Origin of the sequence: Serratia sp. FGI94 (assembly GCF_000330865.1) — a bacterium.
GTDB classification, from domain to species: Bacteria; Pseudomonadota; Gammaproteobacteria; order Enterobacterales; family Enterobacteriaceae; genus Serratia_B; species Serratia_B rubidaea.
Genome location: NC_020064.1, coordinates 1,129,671 through 1,150,766 on the forward strand (window position 1 = coordinate 1,129,671; position 21,096 = coordinate 1,150,766).

Consider the following 21,096-nt stretch of genomic DNA (forward strand, 5'->3'; position numbering starts at 1 on the left):
TGCAATCAGGCGGGAATGTGTTAACATTTCCCGTCTGTTAACTGCCACAACCGCCAATCACATGAAATTTCCTGGTAAACGTAAATCCAAACACTATTTCCCGGTGAGCGCCCGCGATCCGCTGCTGCAGCAGGCTCAGCCGGAGCATGACGTCAGCACCTCTTATATCGTCGGTATCGACCAGACGCTGGTGGATATTGAAGCCAAAGTGGATGACGCGTTTGTCCAGCGCTACGGCCTGAGCCTGGGGCATTCTCTGGTGATTGAAGATGACGTGGCGGAAGCGTTGTATCAGGAATTAAGCGACAACAACCTGATTACCCATCAATTTGCCGGCGGCACCATCGGCAACACCCTGCACAACTACTCGGTACTGGCGGACGACCGCTCGGTGCTGCTGGGCGTAATGTGCAGTAACGTTAAGATTGGCAGTTACGCCTACCGCTATCTGTGTAATACCTCCAGCCGTACCGATCTTAACTATCTGCAGGGCGTGGACGGCGCGATCGGCCGCTGCTTTACGCTGATTAGCGAAAGCGGCGAGCGCACCTTTGCCATCAGCCCCGGCCAGATGAACCAGCTGACCCCGGAGAGCATCCCGGAAGCGGTGATTGCCGGCGCCTCGGCGCTGGTGCTGACCTCCTATCTGGTGCGCTGTAAGCCGGGCGAACCGATGCCGGCGGCGACCATGCAGGCGATTGAGTACGCTAAAAAGTATGATGTGCCGGTGGTGCTGACGCTCGGCACCAAGTATGTGATTGCCGACGATCCGCAGTGGTGGCGCGATTTCCTGCGCGATAACGTCTCGATTCTGGCGATGAACGAGGACGAAGCGCAGGAGCTGACCGGCCTGAGCGATCCGCTGACCGCGTCGGATATGGCGTTGGAGTGGGTGGATCTGGTGCTGTGCACCGCCGGGCCGCACGGCCTGTATATGGCCGGTTACACCGAAGAGGCCAACAAGCGTGAGACGCAGCATCCGCTGCTGCCGGGCCATATCGCTGAATTCAACCGCTATGAGTTCAGCCGCGCCATGCGCCGCGAGAGCTGCGAAAACCCGTTCCGCGTCTATTCGCATATTGCCCCGTATATGGGCGGCCCGGAAAAGATCATGAATACCAACGGCGCCGGCGACGGCGCGCTGTCGGCCCTGCTGCATGATATCGCGGCCAATGGTTATCACCGCAATAATGTGCCGAACTCCAGTAAGCACGTGCGCAGCTATCTGACCTATTCCTCGCTGGCGCAGGTGTGTAAATACGCCAACCGCGTCAGCTATCAGGTGCTGAACCAGCATTCGCCGCGCCTGACGCGCGGTTTGCCGGAGCGGGAAGACAGCCTGGAAGAGGCGTACTGGGAACGCTGAGGCTGACCTTGCGGGCCGGCGATGCCGGCCCGTGCAGGCTTAGATCGGGCAGGCGCCGGCTTTTTCTTCCTCGCTGATCCGATCAAGCTGCAGGATATTCAGCATGCTGTTGGCGATTTCCCGCTCTCCCATCACCACCCGGTCGGCGCCGCGTTCGGTGATATAGGTCACCTCATCGTCATAGTGCGCGCGGGCGATAATTTCGATCGTCGGCCGTTTACTGCGCGCCGAGGCGACAATCTCACCGGCTTCATAACCGTTCGGAATGGTCAGCAGCAGCCAGCGCGCGCAGTCCAGCCGCGCCAGCTCCATGATTTCCCCGTTGGCCGCGTTGCCCAGCACGGTTTTAATTCCCTGTTCGCGCAGCGCTTCGACCCGCGGCCGGGAGTTTTCTATGACAACCATCGGAATACCGGCCTCGCGCAGCTTGCTGCCCAGCAGACTGCCGACGCGGCCATAGCCGACCACCAGCGCGTGGTTGCACATATCCACCGGGATCTGTTTCTCTTCCTCCACCGCTTCTTCCAGCGTCTGCTCCTCGATGGTTTCCGTTTTGCTCAGGTAGCGCTCCAGCAGGGTAAACAGCAGCGGATTGAGCATGATCGACAGTATTGCGCCGGCCAGCACCAGATTGCGGCCGTGCTCCGACATCATGCCGAGCGCGATACCCAGCCCGGCGAGGATAAAGGCAAATTCGCCAATCTGCGCCAGGCTGGCGGAAATGGTCAGCGCGGTGCGCTTGGAGTGGCCGAACATTCTGACCAGCAGAAACGCGGCGACGGATTTGCCGAAGACGATGATCGCCAGCGTTGCCAGCACCGCCAGCGGTTCATTAATCAGGATCAGCGGGTCGAACAGCATGCCGACCGAGACAAAGAACAGCACGGCGAAGGCGTCGCGCAGCGGCAGGGTATCGTGGGCGGCGCGGTGGCTGAGCTCCGATTCGTTCAGCACCATACCGGCGAAGAAGGCGCCGAGCGCGAACGACACGTCGAACAGCTTCACCGCGCCGTAGGCGATGCCCAGCGCCAATGCCAGAACGGCCAGGGTAAACAGCTCGCGCGAACCGGTGCTGGCGGTTTTCGCCAGGATCCACGGCACCAGCCGGCGGCCGACGATAATCATCAGCGCGATAAAGGCGATCACCTTGCCGATGGTCAGCGCCAGCTCGCTCAACAGCTGCGCGGTGCTGGCGCCGTTATTGCCCATCATATTGCCGAAGGCCGGCAGCAGCACCAGCGTCAGCACCATCGCCAGATCTTCGACAATCAGCCAGCCGATGGCGATTTGTCCACGCTGGCTGTCGATCAGCTGGCGCTCTTCCAGCGCGCGCAGCAGCACCACGGTGCTGGCGGTCGACAGGCACAGGCCGAACACCAGGCCGGAGACCAGATCCCAGCCCAGCAGGCGCGACAGCCCGATCCCCAGCAGGGTGGCGACGGCAATCTGCGCCACGGCGCCGGGAATGGCGATGGATTTAACCGCGAGGAGATCTTTCAGAGAGAAGTGGAGGCCAACGCCGAACATCAACAGAATAACGCCAATTTCCGCCAGCTCCGGTGCCAGGGAGATATCGGCGACAAAACCCGGAGTAAACGGGCCGGCGAGCACGCCTGCGGCAAGGTATCCCACCAGCGGGGAGATGCGCAGGCGGTTCGCCAGCATACCGAGGAGGAAGGCGAGTACCAGGCCTCCGACAATGGTGGTGATGAGCGGTGTTGAGTGATGCATCCAGGCTCCTTCTTGATGGGCGACAGGCGTTACAGTGGGCGGCGTTTTTTTACGTATTGATACATTTAGTTTATTGCATTTAATCAATCATAGTTTGTCTAAATTTGTCATTGTTATAAAAAAGCACGCAATCTTGCCGGAAAGGGAATGAACAGGGGATTTTAGGGGGAATTGACGGCTTAACCAGCTGGGAGTATGAGGAAATCCCGGCTGAACGATCGCTTTCAGCCGGGAAAAGGAGGGCTTTAACCGTCCTTACCGTCCATATTCGGCAGTAAGGCGGTGATAATGCCGATTAACGGCAGGAAAGCGCAGATTTTGTAAACCAGCTCAATGCTGGTCAAATCGGCGACATAGCCAAGTACGGCCGCACCTAACCCGCCCATGCCGAAAGCAAAACCGAAGAATAACCCGGACACCATGCCTACTTTGCCGGGGATCAGCTCTTGCGCGTAAACCAGAATGGCGGAGAAAGCGGAGGCGAGAATCAGGCCGATAATCACCGTCAAAACGCCGGTCCAGGCCAGGGATACATAGGGTAAAGCCAGGGTAAACGGCGCGGCGCCCAGTATTGAGGCCCAAATAACATATTTACGGCCAAACCTGTCGCCGAGAGGCCCGCCGATAATGGTGCCGGCGGCGACGGCGAACAGGAAGGCAAACAGATGAATTTGCGCGTTCTGCACCGAAACGCCGAACTTATGTATCAGATAAAAGGTGTAATAGCTGCTGATACTGGTGAGATAGAAGTATTTGGAAAAAATCAGCACCAGCAGAATGGTCAGAGAAAACGCCACGGTGCGTTTGGGCAGTGGTTTGATGGCGGACGCCGTTTTTGGCCGGTTTTGCGCCGCGCGATGCTGTTGCTGATACCACTTGCTGACCTGCAGCAGCACCACAATGGCCAGCAGCGCCGCCAGCGTAAACCAGGCGATATTGCCTTTACCGTACGGGGCGATAATCAGCGCCGCCAGCAGCGGGCCGAGCGAACTGCCGAAGTTGCCGCCGACCTGAAACAGCGACTGCGCCAGACCGTGGCGGCCGCCGGAGGCCATGCGCGCCACCCGCGATGATTCCGGGTGGAATACCGAGGAGCCGGTGCCCACCAGCGCGGCGGCCAGCAGCACCAGTGGGAAGGTGTTGGCCACCGACAGCAGCAGCAGGCCGGACAGGGTAAAGCCCATGCCGATCGGCAGCGAGTAAGGCTGCGGATATTTATCGGTGTAGTAGCCGATCAGCGGCTGCAGCAGAGAGGCGGTCAGCTGATAGGTCAGCGTGATCATCCCGATCTGCACGAAGCTGAGATTAAAGTCGGCCTGTAGGATCGGGTAGATCGCCAGTATCAGCGACTGGATCATATCGTTGAGCAGGTGTGAAACGCTGATGGCGCCGAGAATCGAGAAGGCGGTGCCTTTTACCGCGCTGTTTCCGGCCGGCGGCGCGGCGGTATCGCTACGATCGGTCATATTATTATTAGCCTGGTAAGTAACAGAGAGAGGTTCCTATCTTAGGCGGGTTGCTTATTTTTTGCCATATGCGACATAATTTGATGCATATCCCAATTATTTGAAATCGTAAGCGATTAATTCACGTTACAATTCCATCGCTATCACTACTTGCCCATTGAGATTATCTGGAGAGTCGCCATGCGTTTTTCGTTAACAGCCAGCGCCAGAGCGCTGCTGATTTCCCTGAGCCTGCTGCCGGGATTGGCCAGCGCCTGGGAGAAGGATAAGACTTACGACATTACTATCCTGCATACCAACGATCATCATGGTCATTTCTGGCAGAACGACCACGGCGAGTACGGCCTTGGCGCGCAAAAAACGCTGGTGGACGGCATTCGTCAGGAAGTGGCGGCCAACGGCGGCAGCCTGCTGCTGCTGTCGGGCGGCGATATCAATACCGGCGTGCCGGAGTCCGACCTGCAGGATGCCGAACCGGATTTCCGCGGTATGAACCTGATCGGCTATGACGCCATGGCCGTCGGCAACCACGAGTTCGATAACCCGCTCAGCGTGCTGCGTCAGCAGGAGAAGTGGGCGACCTTCCCGCTGCTGTCCGCCAATATTTATCAGAAAAGCACCGGACAGCGGCTATTTAAACCTTACGCGCTGTTTGACCGGCAGGGCATCAAGATTGCGGTGATCGGCCTGACGACCGACGATACCGCCAAAATCGGCAACCCGGAGTATTTCACCGATATCGAATTCCGCGTGCCGGCGCAGGAAGCCAGGCAGGTGGTGGAACAGCTGCGCAACGATGAGCGGCCGGACGTGGTGATCGCCGCCACCCATATGGGGCATTACGATAACGGCAATCACGGCTCCAACGCGCCGGGGGATGTGGAGATGGCGCGCAGCCTGCCGGCCGGCTATCTCGATCTGATCGTCGGCGGTCATTCGCAGGATCCGGTGTGCATGGCGAGCGATAACCACAAGCAGGTGGACTATGTGCCGGGCACGCCTTGTGCGCCGGACCGGCAAAACGGCACCTGGATCGTACAGGCGCACGAGTGGGGCAAATATGTCGGGCGGGCGGATTTCCAGTTCCGTAACGGCAAGCTGACGCTGAAGCACTACCAGCTGATCCCGGTAAACCTGAAGAAAAAGGTGGAGAAGGCCGACGGCAGCAGCGAGCGCGTTTACTACACCCGGCAGATTGCGGAAGATCCGGCGATGATGAAACTGCTGACGCCGTTCCAGGATAAGGGCCGGGCGCAGCTGGAGGTGAAAATCGGCAGCGTTAACGGCAAGCTGGAAGGGGACCGCAGCAAGGTTCGCTTTGTGCAGACCAATCTGGCGCGCGTGCTGCTGGCGGCGCAGATGGAGCGCGCCAACGCCGACTTTGCCGTGATGAGCGGCGGCGGCGTCCGCGACTCGATCGAAGCCGGCGATATTACCTACAAAAGCGTGCTCAAGGTGCAGCCGTTCGGCAATACGCTGGTGTATGTCGATATGACGGGGCGTGAGGTCGAGAAGTATCTGGCGGTGGTGGCCAATATGAAGCCGGACTCCGGTGCTTACGCGCAGTTCGCCAACGTCAGCCTGGTGGCGGACGGCAGCGGCGTCAGCGCGGTGAAGATTAACGGCCAGCCGCTGCAGGCGGATAAAACCTACCGTATGGCGACGCTGAACTTCAACGCGCTGGGCGGCGACGGCTATCCGAAGGTGGACGGCCTGCCGAGCTACGTCAATACCGGTTTTATCGACGCCGAAGTGCTGAAGCAGTATATCGAGAAGCACTCGCCGCTGGATGCGGCGGCGTTCGAACCGAAAGGCGAGATCGTCTATCGGTAATGCAGTGCGGGCGGGCACGAGGGCGCGCCGCCCGCTGAGGTTGGCGTCGCGTTAATCCCGCTTGGCGATATCGGCGAAGGTGCCGGCCAGCAGGCGGCATAGGTCGCTGGCCGCCAGTTCAATATCCAGCCCGCGTTTGCCGCCGGAAACGAAAATGGTGGCGAACTGCTGCGCCGGGCTATCGATCACCGTCGGCAGCCGTTTCTTTTGCCCCAGCGGGCTGATGCCGCCCACCAGATAGCCGGTGACGCGCTGCGCCAGCTGCGGGTCGGCCATATCCGCTTTTTTCGCCCCCAACGCCTTGGCGACCTTTTTCAGATCCAGCTGCGTGGCGACCGGCGTGACCGCCACCGCCAACTTTTTGGCATCGCCGTTCAGCGCCACCAGCAGCGTTTTGTATACCTGGTCGGCGTTCAGCCCCAGTTTTTTTACCGCCTCATCGCCAAAATTGGTTTCATCGCTGTCGTGATGGTAGGGATGGAGCGTAAAAGCGACCTTGTTTTTTTCAAGCAGTACCACTGCGGGTGTCATAATCGGTGTCCTTAAACCGTGATAGCCAACGTGGGCAACTGTACTCCGCATGGCGGCATGCCGGCAATGGTATGCAGGCTAAGTAAAGTCGGTTGCCAAGTTGTTATACAGGTTGCTACCCTGTCTACCGCAGCCGCCAAGCGGCGGCATGCGTATAACGAGAATATGAGAAATTCCTCTTTGACTGGCCAATAGCGATATTGGCCATTTTTTTATGGCGTTTTTTGCAGCATTTCCGGCAGGTTGTCTTCGCCGTACAGGTGCAGCGCGCCGACGGCCACCACATAGTTCCCGGGCGGCAGCGCCTGTAACTGGTGTTGCCACTGCAGATTACGCTGATGCATCAGCACGTCATACAGCCCGGCGCTGAAGGTGGCGGGCAGGGTTTCCAGCGCGATGCTGGGCTGGCTGTCCAGCCACCAGCCGATCATGGTTTGCAGCAGCCGGGCGTTGGTGTGCCAGTGCGTCAGCGTATCGCGCAGCAGCGCCATACCGCCTTCGGGCAGCTGCAGCAGCATGTTGAGCTGTGCATCGGCGCCTTCCAGCTCGATCACCTTTTTCTGCTGGCTGCGGGCGGCGTCCAGCAACTGGTGGTCGATGCCATATTCCGCGCGCAGCCCCAGCCGCTGCGCCTGACGCGCCTGCATGGTCAGCGCGATCTGCCAGCCGGGCAGCGTGTCGAACTGCGCAATATCGGCGCCCAGCTCCTGACACAGCGTCTGTAAACGCTGCTGCTCTTGGTCGCTCAGGCGCTCAGCCAGCGACGGCTGCTCTGGCATCTCGCCGAACGGCGATGCCGAACCGGTGATATCGGCCTCGACGATCAGTGCGTCAGCCTGCTTCAGACGGCTGAGCAGCCTGGCGGGCAGCGGCGCCATATCGGCCGTACCCATATGGATGCTGCCGACCAGATGCAGCTGCCGATCGCCCGGCAGCGTAATATCGATGCCCGGGTAGGCATAGGCGACCGGCGACAATAAGCCAAGAAAGGTGGCCAGACGGCGTAACAGTTGACCCATACGGCATAGCTCCTGATTATCCCTGCAGATTCCAACATTACTTGAAAGCTAATGGGTAAAATGTGTGATCCATGCTAAACGCTGCGCGCCGCGCGGGAAAGCCCGACGGACGATGGAATTATCTCAAAGGGAAACGACGAGGAGGCGGGGCGGCGGGAGTGCCTCCGTCGGGTGGGTTGCCGGTGGGGTGACCGGCAACGGTATGATGTGCGTTACCCGGCCAGTTGGGCGTGGTAGCCGGCCTGTTCCACGGCGCCGATCAGCGCCTGCGGCGCGGCATCGCCGGTGATGGTTGCCTGCTCAAGGGTGACATCGGCGGCGGTAACGCCGGGAACGGCTTCCAGAGCTTTACGCGTATGCCCGACGCAGTGTGAGCAGGTGAGGCCCTGCAGCGTAAGTACGGTAGTGTGCGACATGGTTTGTCTCCTTCGTGTGAGCGTCATTGATTAAGGCTTGACCGCCTAATCGCTTTTCATTAAAAACAAGGTTAAACCTTACCGCTAGGGGAAGGTCAAGATTTTACTTTGCGAATAAAAAAGGAGGGTTAAAATCGACGTTCACTGGATGACCACGCATTGCAAAAACTGCCTACACGGCAGATGCTTTCTATGAGGTTTTGCGAATATGAGACGCGCAATTTTATGGCTGGCTCAGTCATTTTTTTATTTAATTCCCGCAGTTATTATCCTGTTGGGAGTTTATGTATTTGTCAGATATATTCCCGGCCATGCTGCGGTTCTTAGCCTGCCTTGGATCATATTAGTTTCTTTCGTATATATTAAATACAATAAATGGTACTGATGCTTTTCAACAATTTCTCGCCATCCAAGCCCCGTTGGATGGTGGCATGCCGCCAAGACATCCGATCCACACAGCAGGCAAAACCAACCCTTTTATATTATGTGGTTAGCATTTTTCCCGGTTCTGGTCGCAGGCCCATTTTTATTATCCGCTGAAAAATATTGCAGAGGTAGACTAAGTTTGTAAACTGCAGGGTAGGCGCTGTATGTTACGGTACTGCGCTGTACTAGAGCCTTACCGCTAGGGGAAGGTCAAGGGGGAACGATGAATATCAGCGATGTGGCGAAAAAAACCGGTTTAACCAGCAAGGCGATTCGCTTCTATGAAGAGAAAGGTCTGGTTACCGCGCCAATCCGCACCGGCAACGGTTATCGCAGCTACAACCCTAAACATATTGAAGAGCTGACCTTGCTGCGCCAGGCGCGGCAGGTGGGCTTTAATCTGGACGAGTGCCGCGAGCTGGTGGCGCTGTTCAACAACCCGGCGCGGCACAGCGCCGACGTGAAAGCGCGCACCCTGCACAAGGTGACGGAGATTGAAAAGCATATCCAGGCGCTGCAGGAGATGCGCCAGCGTCTGTTGACGCTGGCGGAGCAGTGTCCCGGCGATGACGGCGCCGACTGCCCGATTATTAATAATCTGGCCGGCTGCTGCCATACGTCGAATTAAACAGCCGCGCCGTTATCCGCGGATAACGGCGCGGATCACCAGCGTTGTGCCTTCCACGGCGATCACTTCCACTTCGGCGCCTGCCGGTAAGTCCTGCGTTGCGCGGGCGCGCCAGCTGCCGTCACCGATATTAATGCGTCCCACGCCGTTATGTAGCGGTTCGGCCAGCGTGGCGCGGGTGCCGATCAGCTGACGGTTACGCTGGTTCAGCTGAGCGCCGTCGTTGGCGGAGGCGCGGGCGCGCAGCCAGTACCACCACAGGTAGGCGACCACGATGACCAGAATGGCAAACAGCACCCCCTGCCATTCCCAGCCGATGCCGGGAAACAGCCAGACCAGCGTGCCGACGATCACCGCCGCCACGCCGCTCCACAGCAGATAACCGCCGGTGCCGAGCATTTCGGCAATTAAGAGCAGGCCGCCGAGCGACAGCCAGATCCAGTGCGGGTTTTCCGTTATCAGCGCCAGCATTACGCCTTACCTTTACCGTCTTTCAGCAACTCGGCGATACCGCCGATGGAGCCGAGCAGGCTGCTGGCGTCGAGCGGCATCATCACCACTTTGCTGTTATCGGCGGCGCCGATGCTTTGCAGCGCATCGGTATACTTTTGCGCGACGAAGTAGTTTACCGCCTGAATGTTGCCGTTGGCGATGGCGTCAGAGACCAGCTGCGTCGCCCGGGCTTCTGCTTCAGCCGCACGTTCGCGCGCCTCGGCCTGCAGGAACGCCGACTGCCGTTCGCCCTCCGCATTCAGAATCTGCGACTGTTTTTCCCCTTCGGCGCGCAGAATTGCCGCCTGTCGCACCCCTTCGGCCTCCAGAATATCGGCGCGCTTGGTGCGTTCCGCTTTCATCTGGGCGTTCATGGAGGCGATCAACTCGGCCGGTGGACGCACGTCGCGGATTTCGATACGGGTGATCTTCACGCCCCACGGGTTGGTGGCCTCATCGACGATCTGCAGCAGGCGGCTGTTGATGTTATCGCGCTGCGACAGCATTTCGTCCAGCTCCATCGAACCCAGCACGGTGCGGAAGTTGGTCATGGTCAGGTTAATAATCGCCAGCTCCAGGTTGCTGACCTCATAGGCGGCGCGCGCCGGGTCGATCACCTGAATAAAACAGACGGCGTCGATAGCGACATTGGCGTTATCACGGGAGATGACTTCCTGTGACGGAATATCGATCACCTGTTCCATCATATTAATTTTACGGCCGATGCGGTCGACAAATGGCACCACCAGGTTCAGGCCCGGCATCAGCGTTTTGGTATAGCGGCCGAAGCGCTCCACCGTCCACTGGTAACCCTGCGGCACGATTTTAACGCCGGCGAAAACGGTGACCAGCGCCAGAGCAATTACGATCAGAATAAAAGCGAACATTGCATAACCTCCTGTTTTACAGATGTAAGCGGATATTACGCCACTTTGTCGAGGAAAGCCTGTTTTCTCTGCCCTGGGGGCCGATATTATTCGGTATATCTGCCGTGCAAAACGGCGGAACGGGGAAGTCCGCCGCATCCCCGGAGCAGGTCACTATGCCAATCAGGCATATTGTTAATGATTTTAATTCATTTCAACCCGTTTCCCACGTTGGTTAACCTGCACCAACGCGCTTTTCCTTTCAAAATTTTGTCATTTCAATTTGCGACTATGCTTGTTGAAACGTCTTCTGCATTGAGGATTGTTATGGATTCGGCTGGTATTAACACACTGTCCCGTAGAAAAGATCGCTGGCACGCCATCGTTGAAGAGATGTTGGCGGAAGCCGGCATTACGATTAACGGCAACCAGGCGTTTGATATTCAGGTGAATAATCCGCAGATGTTTAAACGGGTGCTGCAGGAAGGATCGCTGGGCTTTGGCGAAAGCTATATGGACGGCTGGTGGGAGTGCGAGCGTCTGGATATGCTGTTTAGCCGCCTGCTGCGCGCCGGCGTTGACGAACGGCTGCCGAAAAACATCGCGGATATTGCGCGTATCGCCTACGCCCGGCTGGTTAACCGCCAGTCGCGCAAGCGCGCTTGGCAGGTGGGCAAAGAGCATTACGATATCGGCAACGATCTGTTTAGCCGCATGCTCGATCCCTATATGCAATACTCCTGCGGCTATTGGAAACAGGCGACAACGCTGGCGCAGGCGCAGCAGGATAAACTGCAGATGATCTGCGAAAAGCTGCAGCTAAAGCCGGGGATGACGCTGCTGGATATCGGCTGCGGCTGGGGCGGGCTGGCGCAGTATGCGGCGCAACATTACGGCGTGAAGGTGTTTGGCGTGACGATTTCCGCCGAGCAGCAGAAAATGGCGCAGCAGCGCTGCGCCGGGCTGGACGTCGAGATCCTGCTGCAGGATTACCGCGATCTGCACCAGCAGTTTGACCGCATTGTGTCCGTCGGCATGTTCGAACACGTCGGGCCGAAGAATTACGACACCTATTTCAGCGTCGCGGCGCGCAACCTGCGCCCGGACGGTCTGTTCCTGCTGCACACCATCGGTTCTAATCAGACCGACCTGAACGTGGACGCCTGGATTGATAAATATATTTTCCCCAACGGCTGCCTGCCGTCGGTCAAACATATTGCCGACGCCAGCGAAGGGCGCTTTGTGATGGAGGACTGGCACAATATCGGTGCGGACTACGATCGCACGCTGATGGCCTGGCTGGATAATTTTAAACGCGCGTGGCCCGAGCTGGCCGCTGACTACTCGGAACGCTTCGAGCGGATGTTTACCTATTACCTGAATGCCTGCGCCGGCGCGTTTCGCTCGCGCAATATTCAGCTGTGGCAGGTATTGTTCAGTCCGAAAGGGGTGGAGGGCGGCGTGCGGGTGTATCGCTGAGCGTGTGACATGGTGAACCATCGGGGCGTGGCGGCCCCGATGGCGGAGAGGATCAGTACAGCAGGGAGTACAGCTGGCGGCGGTATTTGCCGGCCAGCGCGTCGCCGGTGCCCAGCGCGGCGAGAATATCCATCAGGGTTTTGCGCGCGCTGCCGTTGGCGGCGGCCAGGTCCTGTTTCAAATGTCCCATCAGCAGTTCCAGCGCCTCTTCATTACGGCCGACCTGATGCAGCTGCAATGCCAGCTGGGTCGCCAGCTCGGCGTTTGCCGGGTCCTGCTCAACCTGCTGCTGCAGCTGCTGGATCTCCGGCGTGTCGGCGGCCTGTTTCAACAGCTCGATCTGCGCCACCAGCCCCTGGTAGCGGGTATCGCGGTCCTGCAGCGGAATGGTGGCCAGCACCGCTTCGGCTTCATCAACGCGGTTCAGCGTCAGCTGGGTTTCCGCCAGCAGCAGGCCGATGTCGCTGCGTTGGTTGCTGGTCTGCCAGGCCTCTTTCAGCAGCGGCAGCGCGTCGATCGCCTTGCCGTCCTGCAGCAGTTCACCGGCCTGCGCCAGCTTCAGGTCTTCTTCTTTCGGCAGTACGCGCTGCAGCAGTTCGCGAATCGCTTCTTCCGGCTGCGGCCCCTGGAAGCCGTCCACCGGCTGGCCGTCTTTGAACAGATAGACGGTCGGGATCGAGCGCAGGCCGAACTGCGCGGCGATCGCCTGCTGAGCGTCGCAGTCGACTTTCGCCAGCACGAACTGGCCGGCGTATTCCGCCGCCAGTTTGTCCAGCACCGGCGTCAGCTGCAGGCAGTGTTGGCTGCGTTCGGACCAGAAGTAAAACAGCACCGGAACGGACATTGACTGTTCCAGCGTCTGATGCAGGTTGGTTTCGTTAATCTCAATAACTGTCGGCGTTAGCATTATTTTCTCTCTGATCTGCGAAGCATATAGGGCTACGTGGGGGCAGGGAACGCATCCTTCAACCCCGTTAACGTAATTAACCGTTGCCGCGCAGCAGCCAGTCCAGCGCCCGGCCGGGCAGAATGCGGCGCAGTACGCTCATCGCATGAGCCAGCAGGGTGACCGGATAGCGCAGTTTGGCTTTCGGGCTTTCCAGCGCATGGCGCAGCTTGGGCAGCACCGCCTCCGGCGGCAGCGTCAGGCGTTTGGCGATGCTGGGGTTATGCACCGGTTGATCGCTGCGGGTCTGGTTGACGTTCTGGGTGAACTGGGTGGTCAGCGGGCCGGGTTCGATCAGGCTGACCTGAATGCCGCTGCCGTGCAGCTCCATACGCAGGGCGTCGGACCAGGCCTCCAGCGCGAATTTACTGGCGGCGTAGGCGCCGCGTCCGGCGCTGGCGACCAGCCCCATCACCGAACTGGTCTGGATGATGCGCCCCTCGCCGTGCGGCAGCATGGCCGGTAGCAGCAGCTGCGTCAGCTGGTGGGTGCCGAACAGGTTGGTGGAAAACTGCTGTTCCAGCTGTTGGCGTGAGATGCCGCTGAGCGGGCCGTAAACGCCGTAGCCGCCGTTATTAAACAAGCCGTACAGGCGGCCGCCGGTCATCTCGATCACCTGCGCCGCCGCGCGCTCGACGCTGGCGCTGTCGTCCAGATCCAACTGGATGCTTTCGAAGCCGAATTGCTGCATATGGTCGACGTCCTGCGCCTTGCGACAGGCGGCCAGGACGCGATAGCCGCGGCTGCGCAAGTCCTGCGCCGCGATCAGGCCGATCCCGCTGGAACAGCCGGTAATGAGTACCGCTTTTTGCATAACTTTACCTACTCTTCATCCCTAATTTGATTATACCCGTCATACTAGCCGCAGCGGCGTGATCGCGAGGCGGCCTGGATCAAGGAGGCACAGGCTTATTGTGTCACTAACGGCGCCAGGCGTTCCGCCATCCAGTTGGCGATAAACGGCTGGGCGTCCAGATTCGGGTGCAGGCTGTCATCCTGCATCCACTCCGGTTTAATCGCCACCTGCTCCATAAAGAACGGCAGCAGGGGGATCTTGAACTGCTCGGCAAGTCGCGGATAGACCGCGCTGAACGACTCAGTATAGCGGCGGCCGTAGTTCGGTGGTATCCGAATCTGCATCAGCAACGGGCGGGCGCCCGCCTGCTGCGTCAGGGTGATGATTTGCTCAAGGTCGCGCTGCAGATCCGGCGGCGGAAAACCGCGCAGCCCGTCGTTGGCGCCGAGCTCAATCAACACCCAGCGCGGCCGATGCTGCTTCAGCAGCGCCGGCAGGCGCGCCAGCCCCTGGGCGGCGGTGTCGCCGCTGATGCTGGCGTTGATCACTTTGGGGCTGCCGGGCTGTTTCTGCCACCGTTCGGCCAGCCGCGCCGGCCAGGCCTGCGCCACCGGCAGACGGTAGCCGGCGCTGAGGCTGTCGCCAAGAATCAATAACGTATCGGCCGCCGCCGCACGTAAACTGAATAAAGCCAACAGTAAAAGGATGGGAAAATGCCAGCGGAAAACGTTCTTGAAGTTCATCATCTTAGTAAGCACGTTGGTCAGGGTGAGCATCAGCTCACCATCCTCACCGGAGTCGAGCTGGTTGTCAAACCCGCGCAGACGCTGGCCCTGATCGGCGAGTCCGGTTCCGGCAAGTCGACGCTGCTCGGGATCCTGGCTGGGCTGGACGACGGCAGCGACGGCGAGGTGCATCTGCTGGGGAAATCGCTGGGTGCGCTGGATGAAGAGGGGCGCGCGTCGCTGCGCGCCAACAACGTCGGGTTTGTCTTTCAGTCCTTTATGCTGGTGCCGACGCTGAACGCGATGGAAAACGTACAGCTGCCGGCGCTGCTGCGCGGTGAGAGCGATCGCCGCAGCCGCGAACAGGCGGTGCAGCTGCTGGAGCAGCTTGGTTTGGGGCAGCGGCTGGATCACCTGCCGGCGCAGCTGTCCGGCGGCGAGCAGCAGCGGGTGGCGCTGGCGCGCGCTTTCAGCGGTCGGCCGCGCGTGCTGTTTGCCGATGAGCCGACCGGCAACCTCGACCGTCAGACCGGCGAACGTATCGCCGATTTGCTGTTTTCCCTCAACCGTGATTTTGCCACCACCCTGATTCTGGTGACCCACGACGAAACGCTGGCGGCGCGATGCCAGCGACGGTTGCGCTTGCGTGACGGCAAGTTGTGGGAGGAAGCATGATTTGGCGCTGGTTTTGGCGTGAATGGCGTTCGCCGTCGCTGCTGATTGTCTGGCTGGCGCTGACGCTGGCGGTGGCCTGCGTGCTGGCGCTTGGCAGCATCAGCGACCGGATGGAAAAAGGGCTGAGCCAGCAGAGCCGCGATTTTATCGCCGGCGACCGGGTGTTGCGCAGCGCACACCCGGTGCCGGAAGGCTGGCTGCTTGACGCCAGCCGGCAAAATCTGCGGATAAGCCGTCAGCTCTCTTTTACCACCATGACCTATGCCGGCGATCGGCCGCAGCTCGCCAATGTTAAGGCCACCGATCTGGCCTATCCGCTGTACGGCAGGTTGGAGACGCGGCCGGCGGACGTCAAGCCGCAGCCGGGCACGGTGCTGGTGGCGCCGCGGCTGCTGGCGCTGTTGGGCGTCAAGGTGGGTGATGAGCTGGACGTCGGCGACGCCACGCTGCGCATCGCCGGGGAGATACTGCAGGAGCCGGACGCCGGCTTTAATCCTTTCCAGACCGCGCCGCGTATTCTGATCAATATGGCGGACGTTGAGAAAACCGGTGCGGTGCAGCCCGGCAGCCGCCTGACCTACCGCTATATGTTCGCCGGCGCCGAGGCAGATCTGGCGCGTTATGCGGCGGCGCTGACGCCGCAGCTGAAGGCCGATCAGCGCTGGTTTGATACGGAGAACGCCGGCGGCGCGCTGGGCAAGTCGCTGCAGCGTTCCCAGCAGTTCCTGCTACTGTCGGCGTTGCTGACGCTGTTGTTGGCGGTGGCCGCGGTGGCGGTGGCGATGAGCCACTACTGCCGCAGCCGCCATGATTTGATGGCGGTGCTGAAAACGCTGGGCGCCGGGCGCAAGGCGCTGCGTCGGCTGATTATCGGCCAGTGGCTGGCGGTGCTGCTGCTGGCGGCGCTGTGCGGCAGTCTGCTGGGGCTGGCGTTTGAGGCGCTGCTGATCCGGCTGTTGGCGCCGGTGCTGCCCAGCGCGCTGCCGGCCGCCGGAGGCTGGCCGTGGCTGTGGGCGTTGGGCGCGCTGGTGATGATCTCTCTGCTGGTGGGGCTGCGGCCTTACCGGCAGCTGCTGGCGACCCAGCCGCTGCGGGTGCTGCGGCGCGACGTGGTGGCCAACGTCTGGCCGCTGCGCTATTTCCTGCCGGCGGCGCTGCTGATTGTGGTGGCGCTGTTGAGCCTGTTGATGGGCGGCAGCACGCTGCTGTGGTCAGTGCTGGCCGGTACGGTGGTGCTGGCGTTGCTGCTCGGCGCGATCGGCTGGGGCTGCATCGCGCTGCTACGTCGCATCCGGCTGCGCAACCTGGCGCTGCGGCTGGCGGTCAACCGGCTGCTGCATCAGCCGTGGGTCACCGTCAGCCAGCTGGCGGCTTTTTCCATGTCGTTTATGCTGCTGGCGCTGTTGCTGGTGCTGCGCGGCGATCTGCTGGAGCGCTGGCAGCAGCAGCTGCCGCCGGAGGCGCCGAACTACTTCCTGATGAATATGACGGCGCAGCAGGTGCCGCAGGTGCGCGCTTTCCTGCAGCAGCATCAGATCGCACCGGAAACCTTCTACCCGATCGTGCGGGTGCGCCTGACGGAGATTAACCAGCGGGCGGCGACGGAGCTGGTGCGCGAGGACGATCCCGGCGGCGAGGCGGTCAATCGCGAGCTGAACCTGACCTGGCTGGCGCAGCGGCCGGAACATAATCCGCTGACCGCAGGCCAGTGGCCGCCGCAGCGCGGCGAGGTATCGATGGATGCCGGCATCGCGGAACGGCTGAAGGTGAAGCTGGGCGACACGCTGACCTTCAGCGGCGATACCCAGTCGTTTCAGGCCAAGGTCACCAGCCTGCGGCAGGTAGACTGGGAGAGCCTGCGGCCTAATTTCTACTTTATCTTCCCGCCGGGCGCGCTGGACGGCCAGCCGCAGACCTGGCTGACCAGTTTCCGCTACGGCGGCGACGGCAGTGTGCTGACCCAGCTGAACCGGCAGTTCCCGACGCTCAGCCTGTTGGATATCGGTGCCATTTTGCATCAGGTCGGCGGCGTGCTGCAGCAGGTCAGCCGGGCGCTGGAGGTGATGGTGATTCTGGTGGTGCTGTGCGGCGGCCTGCTGCTGCTGGCGCAGGTACAGGTGGGGATGCGCCAGCGCCGTCAGGAGCTGGTGGTGTACCGCACGCTGGGGGCGAGCAAGCGCCTGCTGCGGCGGACGCTGTGGTGCGAGTTTGCACTGCTGGGGCTGGCCGCGGGATTGGCGGCGGCGCTGGGCGCCGAAGCCGCGCTGTGGCAGCTGCAGAGCCGGGTGTTTGACTTCCCGTGGCAGCCGACGCCGCTGCTGTGGTGGGCGCTGCCGCTGCTCAGCGCGCTGTTGCTGTCACTGTGCGGCGGCTGGCTGGGCGTCCGGCTGCTGCGCGGACAGGCGCTGTTCCGCCGTTACGACGGCTAGCGCCAATAAAAAAGGGTTCACCTGCGTGAACCGTTGAGGTTGATGACAAAGTGGTCTGAGAATCCGAGATACTCGGGCCTAGCGTAACGAGGGGCGCTCCGGCGGCTAACGCCGCTACGACCCCATCGCCACGCTCTCCCTAATAACAGGCTTTGTCAGCAGTTTGAAGGGTTCACCTGCGTGAACCCTTGTTGCTAGCGGCGCAGATTACGCCAGCTTCTGCTGAGCCCACTCCAGGCCGCTTTGGTACTCGGCGGGCAGCAGCGGCGCCAGCTGCTGCAACGCCTGCCGCAGTGCGCCGGTATCGGGATCGTTGAGGTTCAGGTGGCCGACTTTACGGCCGGCGCGCACCTCTTTGTCATACCAGTGCAGATGCACCAGCGGTAGCGCCAGCCAGTCGTTGTTCACACCGGTGCCGATCAGGTTCACCATCACCGACGGAGTGTTCACCACCGGCGTCGGCAGCGGCAGGCCGAGAATGGCGCGCAGATGCAGCTCGAACTGGCTGATGGAGGCGCCGTTTTGCGTCCAGTGGCCGCTGTTGTGCACCCTTGGCGCCAGCTCATTGATCAGCAGACGGTCGCCGACGATAAAGCACTCCATCGCCATCACGCCGACATAGTCCAGCGCGTTGAGGATCGCGGACAGCATCTGCTCCGCCTGCTGCTGCAGCGCCGGATCGGGCGTCGGCAGCGCCACGCTGGTGCGCAGGATGCCGTCTTCGTGCAGATTATGGGTCAGCGGATAAAACACGCAGCGGCCGTCGTGAGCGCGCGCGCCCACCAGCGACACTTCACCGGAGAAATTGATGCCCTGCTCGACGATGCATTCACCGTAGGCGTCGGCCGGCAGCTCGTTTTCCTGGCCGGGGCGCAGACGCCACTGGCCGCGGCCGTCGTAGCCGCCGACGCGGCGTTTGACGATCGCCAGCTCACCCAGCGTGGCGAACACCTGCGGCCATTCGGCCGCGTCGGCCAGCAGTTGCCACGGCGCGGTCGCCAGCTTCAGCTGGTCGAGCAGCTGCTTTTGCGTCAGGCGGTCGGCCAGACGCGGGAAAATATCACGGTTGACGAAGCTGCCGTGCGTCGCCAGTTCGCGCGTCAGCGCGGTTTCCGGCCAGCGCTCAATCTCGGCGGTAATCACGCTGTTTTGATACGGCACCGCCTCCGGCTCGGCGTCCAGACCGACCGGATAGACGGCGATCCCCAGCGGTTCGCCGGCCTGACGCAGCATGCGGCCCAACTGGCCATTGCCCAGTACGCAAACCGGCTTCATGCTTCCTCCCGCGGGTCCGGGTTGCTCAGCACCTCGTCGGTCTGCGCCTGACGCCAGTCGGCCAGCCGCTGCGCCAGTGCGCCGTCGTGACGCGCCAGGATCTGCGCTGCCAGCAGGGCAGCGTTGGCCGCACCCGCCTTGCCAATCGCCAGCGTGCCCACCGGAATGCCGCGCGGCATCTGGACGATGGAGTACAGGCTGTCTACGCCGCTCAGCGCCGCGCTCTGCACCGGCACACCCAGCACCGGCACCAGCGTTTTCGCCGCCAGCATGCCCGGCAGGTGCGCCGCGCCGCCGGCGCCGGCGATGATCACATCGAAACCGTTGGCGTCGGCCTGTTCGGCGAAGCTGAACAGTTTGTCCGGCGTGCGGTGAGCGGAGACGACTTCAACATGGAACGGGACATCAAGCGAGGTCAGGACGTCGGCCGCAAATTGCATGGTGGTCCAGTCACTTTTCGATCCCATTACAATTGCGATTTTAGCGCCAGCGGTGGTGGCTGAAGCGGCGTTGGCTCCCATGGGTGTAAGGCTCCTGTATTGTACAAGCGTTGGCCAATTGCCTGAGGCGGCAAGCCATTTGAGGGCGTAGAGCATACCACGGGCGCCCGGCAAGGAAAACGGTTGCGTAGCCGGTTTTCACCGTGAAAAGCGCGAATTCTTTCACTCGCGCCTGAAGTCAGGAGGTTAGCGATTTATCAGAACGGGAAGGCGATCAGCTCGACGTCGTCGCGGCTGACTTTGATCATTGAGCCTTCCTGGTGCCAGGCGCCCAATACCGCGCGGTGCGCCGCTGCGCCGTGCAGTGAAAGTTGATGAATGGCGGGACGGTGCGTGTGGCCGTGGATCATCCAGCGCACGTCGTGGCGCTCCATCGTCTGCGCAACCGCCTGCGGGTTCACGTCCATGATATCCAGCGTCTTGTGCTGATTGCTTTGCTGGCTGCGGGCGCGCATGCCGGCGGCAATCTTCAGACGCCAGCGCAGCGGCAGCGCCAGAAACAGCTTCTGAATCAGCGGATTGTGCACGCGGCGGCGGAAGTGTTGGTAGTCGGTATCGTCGGTGCACAGCGTGTCGCCGTGCAGGATCAGCACACGGCGGCCGTACAGCTCCAGCACCTGTTCTTCCGGCAGCAGGGTCATACCGCTGGCGCGGGCGAAGCGTTTGCCCAGCAGAAAGTCGCGGTTGCCGTGGATAAAGTAACAGGGGACGCCGGCCTGCTGCAGCGCCTTCAGCGCGGCGGCGATCTCGGCGTGCAGCGGTTCGGGATCGTCATCGCCGATCCAGGCCTCAAACAGGTCGCCAAGAATGTATAACGCGTCCGCGTGAACGGCGTCGCGCTGCAAAAAATGCAGAAAACCGGCAGTAATTGCCGGTTCCTGTGCGCATAAATGCAGATCTGCGATAAACAGCGTGTGCATGCCGTCGCGGTTACTCGCTGACGGTTACGCTGGTGACGACCACGTCTTCGACCGGTACGTCCTGGTGCATGCCGCTGCGGCCGGTTTTCACGCCTTTGATCTTGTCGACCACGTCCATGCCTTCTACCACTTCGGCAAATACGCAGTAGCCCCAGCCCTGCGCGTTTTCGCCGCGGAAGTTCAGGAAGTCGTTATCAACCACGTTGATGAAGAACTGCGCGGTGGCGGAGTGCGGATCGTTGGTACGCGCCATGGCCAGGGTGCCGCGGGTGTTCTGCAGGCCGTTGTTGGCTTCGTTTTTGATTGGCGACTGGGTCGTTTTCTGGTTCATGCCAGGTTCAAAACCACCGCCTTGAATCATAAAGCCATTGATAACACGGTGGAAAATGGTGTTGTCGTAGAAACCTGCGCGGCAGTAGTTCAGGAAGTTTTCAACGGTGACCGGTGCTTTGTCGGCAAAGGTCTTGATGACGATGTCGCCGTGATTGGTGTGGAAAGTAACCATAGTTTTAATCCTAACAAGGTGAAGTGAGATGTTACAGCGGGCTGCAAACAATCAGACCGACCTTATAACATA

Annotated in this window: 19 protein-coding genes and 1 pseudogene; 6 read left to right on the forward strand and 14 right to left on the reverse strand. The window is 60.7% G+C overall.

Translation table 11 applies throughout. The annotated features are described in order from the left end of the window. The first annotated feature begins 61 nt into the window (after window positions 1–61). Window positions 62–1,366, forward strand: coding sequence for an inosine/guanosine kinase (locus D781_RS05085; protein ID WP_015671244.1), 1,305 nt, complete (start codon window positions 62–64; stop codon window positions 1,364–1,366). Window positions 1,367–1,405: 39 nt separating this feature from the next. On the opposite strand, the gene ybaL is transcribed toward D781_RS05085, so the two are convergent. Both ybaL and D781_RS05095 read right to left on the reverse strand, forming a co-directional pair. Continuing rightward, window positions 1,406–3,097, reverse strand: coding sequence for a YbaL family putative K(+) efflux transporter (gene ybaL, locus D781_RS05090; protein ID WP_015671245.1), 1,692 nt, complete (start codon window positions 3,095–3,097; stop codon window positions 1,406–1,408). A gap of 245 nt (window positions 3,098–3,342) precedes the next feature. Continuing rightward, on the reverse strand, window positions 3,343–4,563 hold the full coding sequence (locus tag D781_RS05095; protein WP_015671246.1) for an MFS transporter: 1,221 nt from the start codon (window positions 4,561–4,563) through the stop codon (window positions 3,343–3,345). A gap of 180 nt (window positions 4,564–4,743) precedes the next feature. Between D781_RS05095 and ushA the strand changes: the two genes are divergently transcribed. Then, window positions 4,744–6,396: a bifunctional UDP-sugar hydrolase/5'-nucleotidase UshA gene (gene ushA, locus D781_RS05100; protein ID WP_015671247.1), complete on the forward strand. Its 1,653-nt coding sequence runs from the start codon at window positions 4,744–4,746 to the stop codon at window positions 6,394–6,396. Window positions 6,397–6,447: 51 nt separating this feature from the next. Here ushA and ybaK read toward each other — a convergent pair whose 3' ends face one another. The 3 genes and pseudogenes from ybaK to D781_RS05115 all read right to left on the reverse strand — a co-directional run. Beyond that, entirely contained in the window at window positions 6,448–6,927 is a 480-nt protein-coding gene (gene ybaK / locus D781_RS05105) for a Cys-tRNA(Pro)/Cys-tRNA(Cys) deacylase YbaK (RefSeq protein ID WP_015671248.1), read from the reverse strand. A 212-nt stretch (window positions 6,928–7,139) separates the two neighbouring features. Further along, entirely contained in the window at window positions 7,140–7,946 is an 807-nt protein-coding gene (locus D781_RS05110; RefSeq protein WP_015671249.1) for a TraB/GumN family protein, read from the reverse strand. Window positions 7,947–8,161: 215 nt separating this feature from the next. Further along, window positions 8,162–8,350, reverse strand: a pseudogene (locus tag D781_RS05115) (cation transporter); the annotation flags it as partial. A 661-nt stretch (window positions 8,351–9,011) separates the two neighbouring features. Here D781_RS05115 and cueR point away from each other — a divergent pair. Continuing rightward, window positions 9,012–9,416, forward strand: coding sequence for a Cu(I)-responsive transcriptional regulator (cueR, locus tag D781_RS05120; RefSeq protein ID WP_015671251.1), 405 nt, complete (start codon window positions 9,012–9,014; stop codon window positions 9,414–9,416). Window positions 9,417–9,428: 12 nt separating this feature from the next. On the opposite strand, the gene D781_RS05125 is transcribed toward cueR, so the two are convergent. Together D781_RS05125 and D781_RS05130 are read right to left on the reverse strand one after the other, a co-directional pair. Beyond that, the gene (locus tag D781_RS05125) at window positions 9,429–9,887 is read right to left on the reverse strand and encodes an NfeD family protein (RefSeq protein WP_015671252.1); all 459 of its coding nucleotides are present in this window, start codon (window positions 9,885–9,887) and stop codon (window positions 9,429–9,431) included. After that, window positions 9,887–10,795 carry an SPFH domain-containing protein gene (locus D781_RS05130; protein ID WP_015671253.1) on the reverse strand — a complete coding sequence of 303 codons (909 nt, stop codon included), beginning with the start codon at window positions 10,793–10,795 and terminating at the stop codon, window positions 9,887–9,889. Before D781_RS05130 ends, D781_RS05125 begins: the two co-directional genes overlap by 1 nt. 306 nt (window positions 10,796–11,101) lie before the next feature. Here D781_RS05130 and cfa point away from each other — a divergent pair, with 306 nt between their 5' ends. After that, window positions 11,102–12,253, forward strand: a complete 1,152-nt coding sequence (gene cfa, locus D781_RS05135; protein WP_015671254.1) for a cyclopropane fatty acyl phospholipid synthase — start codon at window positions 11,102–11,104, stop codon at window positions 12,251–12,253. A gap of 52 nt (window positions 12,254–12,305) precedes the next feature. Here the strand turns inward: cfa and D781_RS05140 are convergent, their stop codons facing one another. The 3 genes from D781_RS05140 to tesA all read right to left on the reverse strand — a co-directional run bounded on the left by D781_RS05140 (window position 12,306) and on the right by tesA (window position 14,738). Next, complete coding sequence (locus tag D781_RS05140) at window positions 12,306–13,160, reverse strand: co-chaperone YbbN (protein WP_015671255.1); 855 nt, start codon at window positions 13,158–13,160, stop codon at window positions 12,306–12,308. Between the two features lie 76 nt (window positions 13,161–13,236). Beyond that, window positions 13,237–14,013, reverse strand: coding sequence for an SDR family oxidoreductase (locus D781_RS05145; RefSeq protein ID WP_015671256.1), 777 nt, complete (start codon window positions 14,011–14,013; stop codon window positions 13,237–13,239). Window positions 14,014–14,108: 95 nt separating this feature from the next. After that, complete coding sequence (gene tesA / locus D781_RS05150) at window positions 14,109–14,738, reverse strand: multifunctional acyl-CoA thioesterase I/protease I/lysophospholipase L1 (protein WP_015671257.1); 630 nt, start codon at window positions 14,736–14,738, stop codon at window positions 14,109–14,111. Here tesA and ybbA point away from each other — a divergent pair. Further along, on the forward strand, window positions 14,709–15,395 hold the full coding sequence (gene ybbA / locus D781_RS05155) for a putative ABC transporter ATP-binding protein YbbA (protein WP_015671258.1): 687 nt from the start codon (window positions 14,709–14,711) through the stop codon (window positions 15,393–15,395). The two genes, tesA and ybbA, sit on opposite strands and share 30 nt — an antisense overlap. Continuing rightward, a complete protein-coding gene (ybbP, locus tag D781_RS05160; RefSeq protein ID WP_015671259.1) occupies window positions 15,392–17,824 on the forward strand; it encodes a putative ABC transporter permease subunit YbbP in 2,433 nt (810 codons plus the stop codon). The genes ybbA and ybbP overlap by 4 nt, the downstream gene beginning before the upstream one ends. 207 nt (window positions 17,825–18,031) lie before the next feature. On the opposite strand, the gene purK is transcribed toward ybbP, so the two are convergent. The 4 genes from purK to ppiB form a co-directional block, all read right to left on the reverse strand. After that, window positions 18,032–19,099, reverse strand: coding sequence for a 5-(carboxyamino)imidazole ribonucleotide synthase (purK, locus tag D781_RS05165; RefSeq protein WP_015671260.1), 1,068 nt, complete (start codon window positions 19,097–19,099; stop codon window positions 18,032–18,034). After that, window positions 19,096–19,620 carry a 5-(carboxyamino)imidazole ribonucleotide mutase gene (gene purE, locus D781_RS05170; RefSeq protein ID WP_015671261.1) on the reverse strand — a complete coding sequence of 175 codons (525 nt, stop codon included), beginning with the start codon at window positions 19,618–19,620 and terminating at the stop codon, window positions 19,096–19,098. The genes purK and purE overlap by 4 nt, the downstream gene beginning before the upstream one ends. Window positions 19,621–19,796: 176 nt before the next feature. Beyond that, on the reverse strand, window positions 19,797–20,519 hold the full coding sequence (locus D781_RS05175; protein WP_015671262.1) for a UDP-2,3-diacylglucosamine diphosphatase: 723 nt from the start codon (window positions 20,517–20,519) through the stop codon (window positions 19,797–19,799). A gap of 10 nt (window positions 20,520–20,529) precedes the next feature. Beyond that, complete coding sequence (ppiB, locus tag D781_RS05180; protein WP_015671263.1) at window positions 20,530–21,024, reverse strand: peptidylprolyl isomerase B; 495 nt, start codon at window positions 21,022–21,024, stop codon at window positions 20,530–20,532. Window positions 21,025–21,096 lie beyond the last annotated feature (72 nt).

Bases quoted from the DNA above. Each gene is read 5' to 3' on its own strand.
- tesA (WP_015671257.1), bottom strand. From the start codon at position 14,738: ATGAACTTCAAGAACGTTTTCCGCTGGCATTTTCCCATCCTTTTACTG.
- D781_RS05125 (WP_015671252.1), bottom strand. From the start codon at position 9,887: ATGCTGGCGCTGATAACGGAAAACCCGCACTGGATCTGGCTGTCGCTC.
- ybaK (WP_015671248.1), bottom strand. From the start codon at position 6,927: ATGACACCCGCAGTGGTACTGCTTGAAAAAAACAAGGTCGCTTTTACG.
- D781_RS05110 (WP_015671249.1), bottom strand. From the start codon at position 7,946: ATGGGTCAACTGTTACGCCGTCTGGCCACCTTTCTTGGCTTATTGTCG.
- D781_RS05095 (WP_015671246.1), bottom strand. From the start codon at position 4,563: ATGACCGATCGTAGCGATACCGCCGCGCCGCCGGCCGGAAACAGCGCG.
- cfa (WP_015671254.1), top strand. From the start codon at position 11,102: ATGGATTCGGCTGGTATTAACACACTGTCCCGTAGAAAAGATCGCTGG.
- ppiB (WP_015671263.1), bottom strand. From the start codon at position 21,024: ATGGTTACTTTCCACACCAATCACGGCGACATCGTCATCAAGACCTTT.
- ybbP (WP_015671259.1), top strand. From the start codon at position 15,392: ATGATTTGGCGCTGGTTTTGGCGTGAATGGCGTTCGCCGTCGCTGCTG.
- D781_RS05140 (WP_015671255.1), bottom strand. From the start codon at position 13,160: ATGCTAACGCCGACAGTTATTGAGATTAACGAAACCAACCTGCATCAG.
- cueR (WP_015671251.1), top strand. From the start codon at position 9,012: ATGAATATCAGCGATGTGGCGAAAAAAACCGGTTTAACCAGCAAGGCG.
- purE (WP_015671261.1), bottom strand. From the start codon at position 19,620: ATGGGAGCCAACGCCGCTTCAGCCACCACCGCTGGCGCTAAAATCGCA.
- D781_RS05085 (WP_015671244.1), top strand. From the start codon at position 62: ATGAAATTTCCTGGTAAACGTAAATCCAAACACTATTTCCCGGTGAGC.
- D781_RS05145 (WP_015671256.1), bottom strand. From the start codon at position 14,013: ATGCAAAAAGCGGTACTCATTACCGGCTGTTCCAGCGGGATCGGCCTG.
- D781_RS05130 (WP_015671253.1), bottom strand. From the start codon at position 10,795: ATGTTCGCTTTTATTCTGATCGTAATTGCTCTGGCGCTGGTCACCGTT.
- D781_RS05175 (WP_015671262.1), bottom strand. From the start codon at position 20,519: ATGCACACGCTGTTTATCGCAGATCTGCATTTATGCGCACAGGAACCG.
- ushA (WP_015671247.1), top strand. From the start codon at position 4,744: ATGCGTTTTTCGTTAACAGCCAGCGCCAGAGCGCTGCTGATTTCCCTG.
- purK (WP_015671260.1), bottom strand. From the start codon at position 19,099: ATGAAGCCGGTTTGCGTACTGGGCAATGGCCAGTTGGGCCGCATGCTG.
- ybbA (WP_015671258.1), top strand. From the start codon at position 14,709: ATGCCAGCGGAAAACGTTCTTGAAGTTCATCATCTTAGTAAGCACGTT.
- ybaL (WP_015671245.1), bottom strand. From the start codon at position 3,097: ATGCATCACTCAACACCGCTCATCACCACCATTGTCGGAGGCCTGGTA.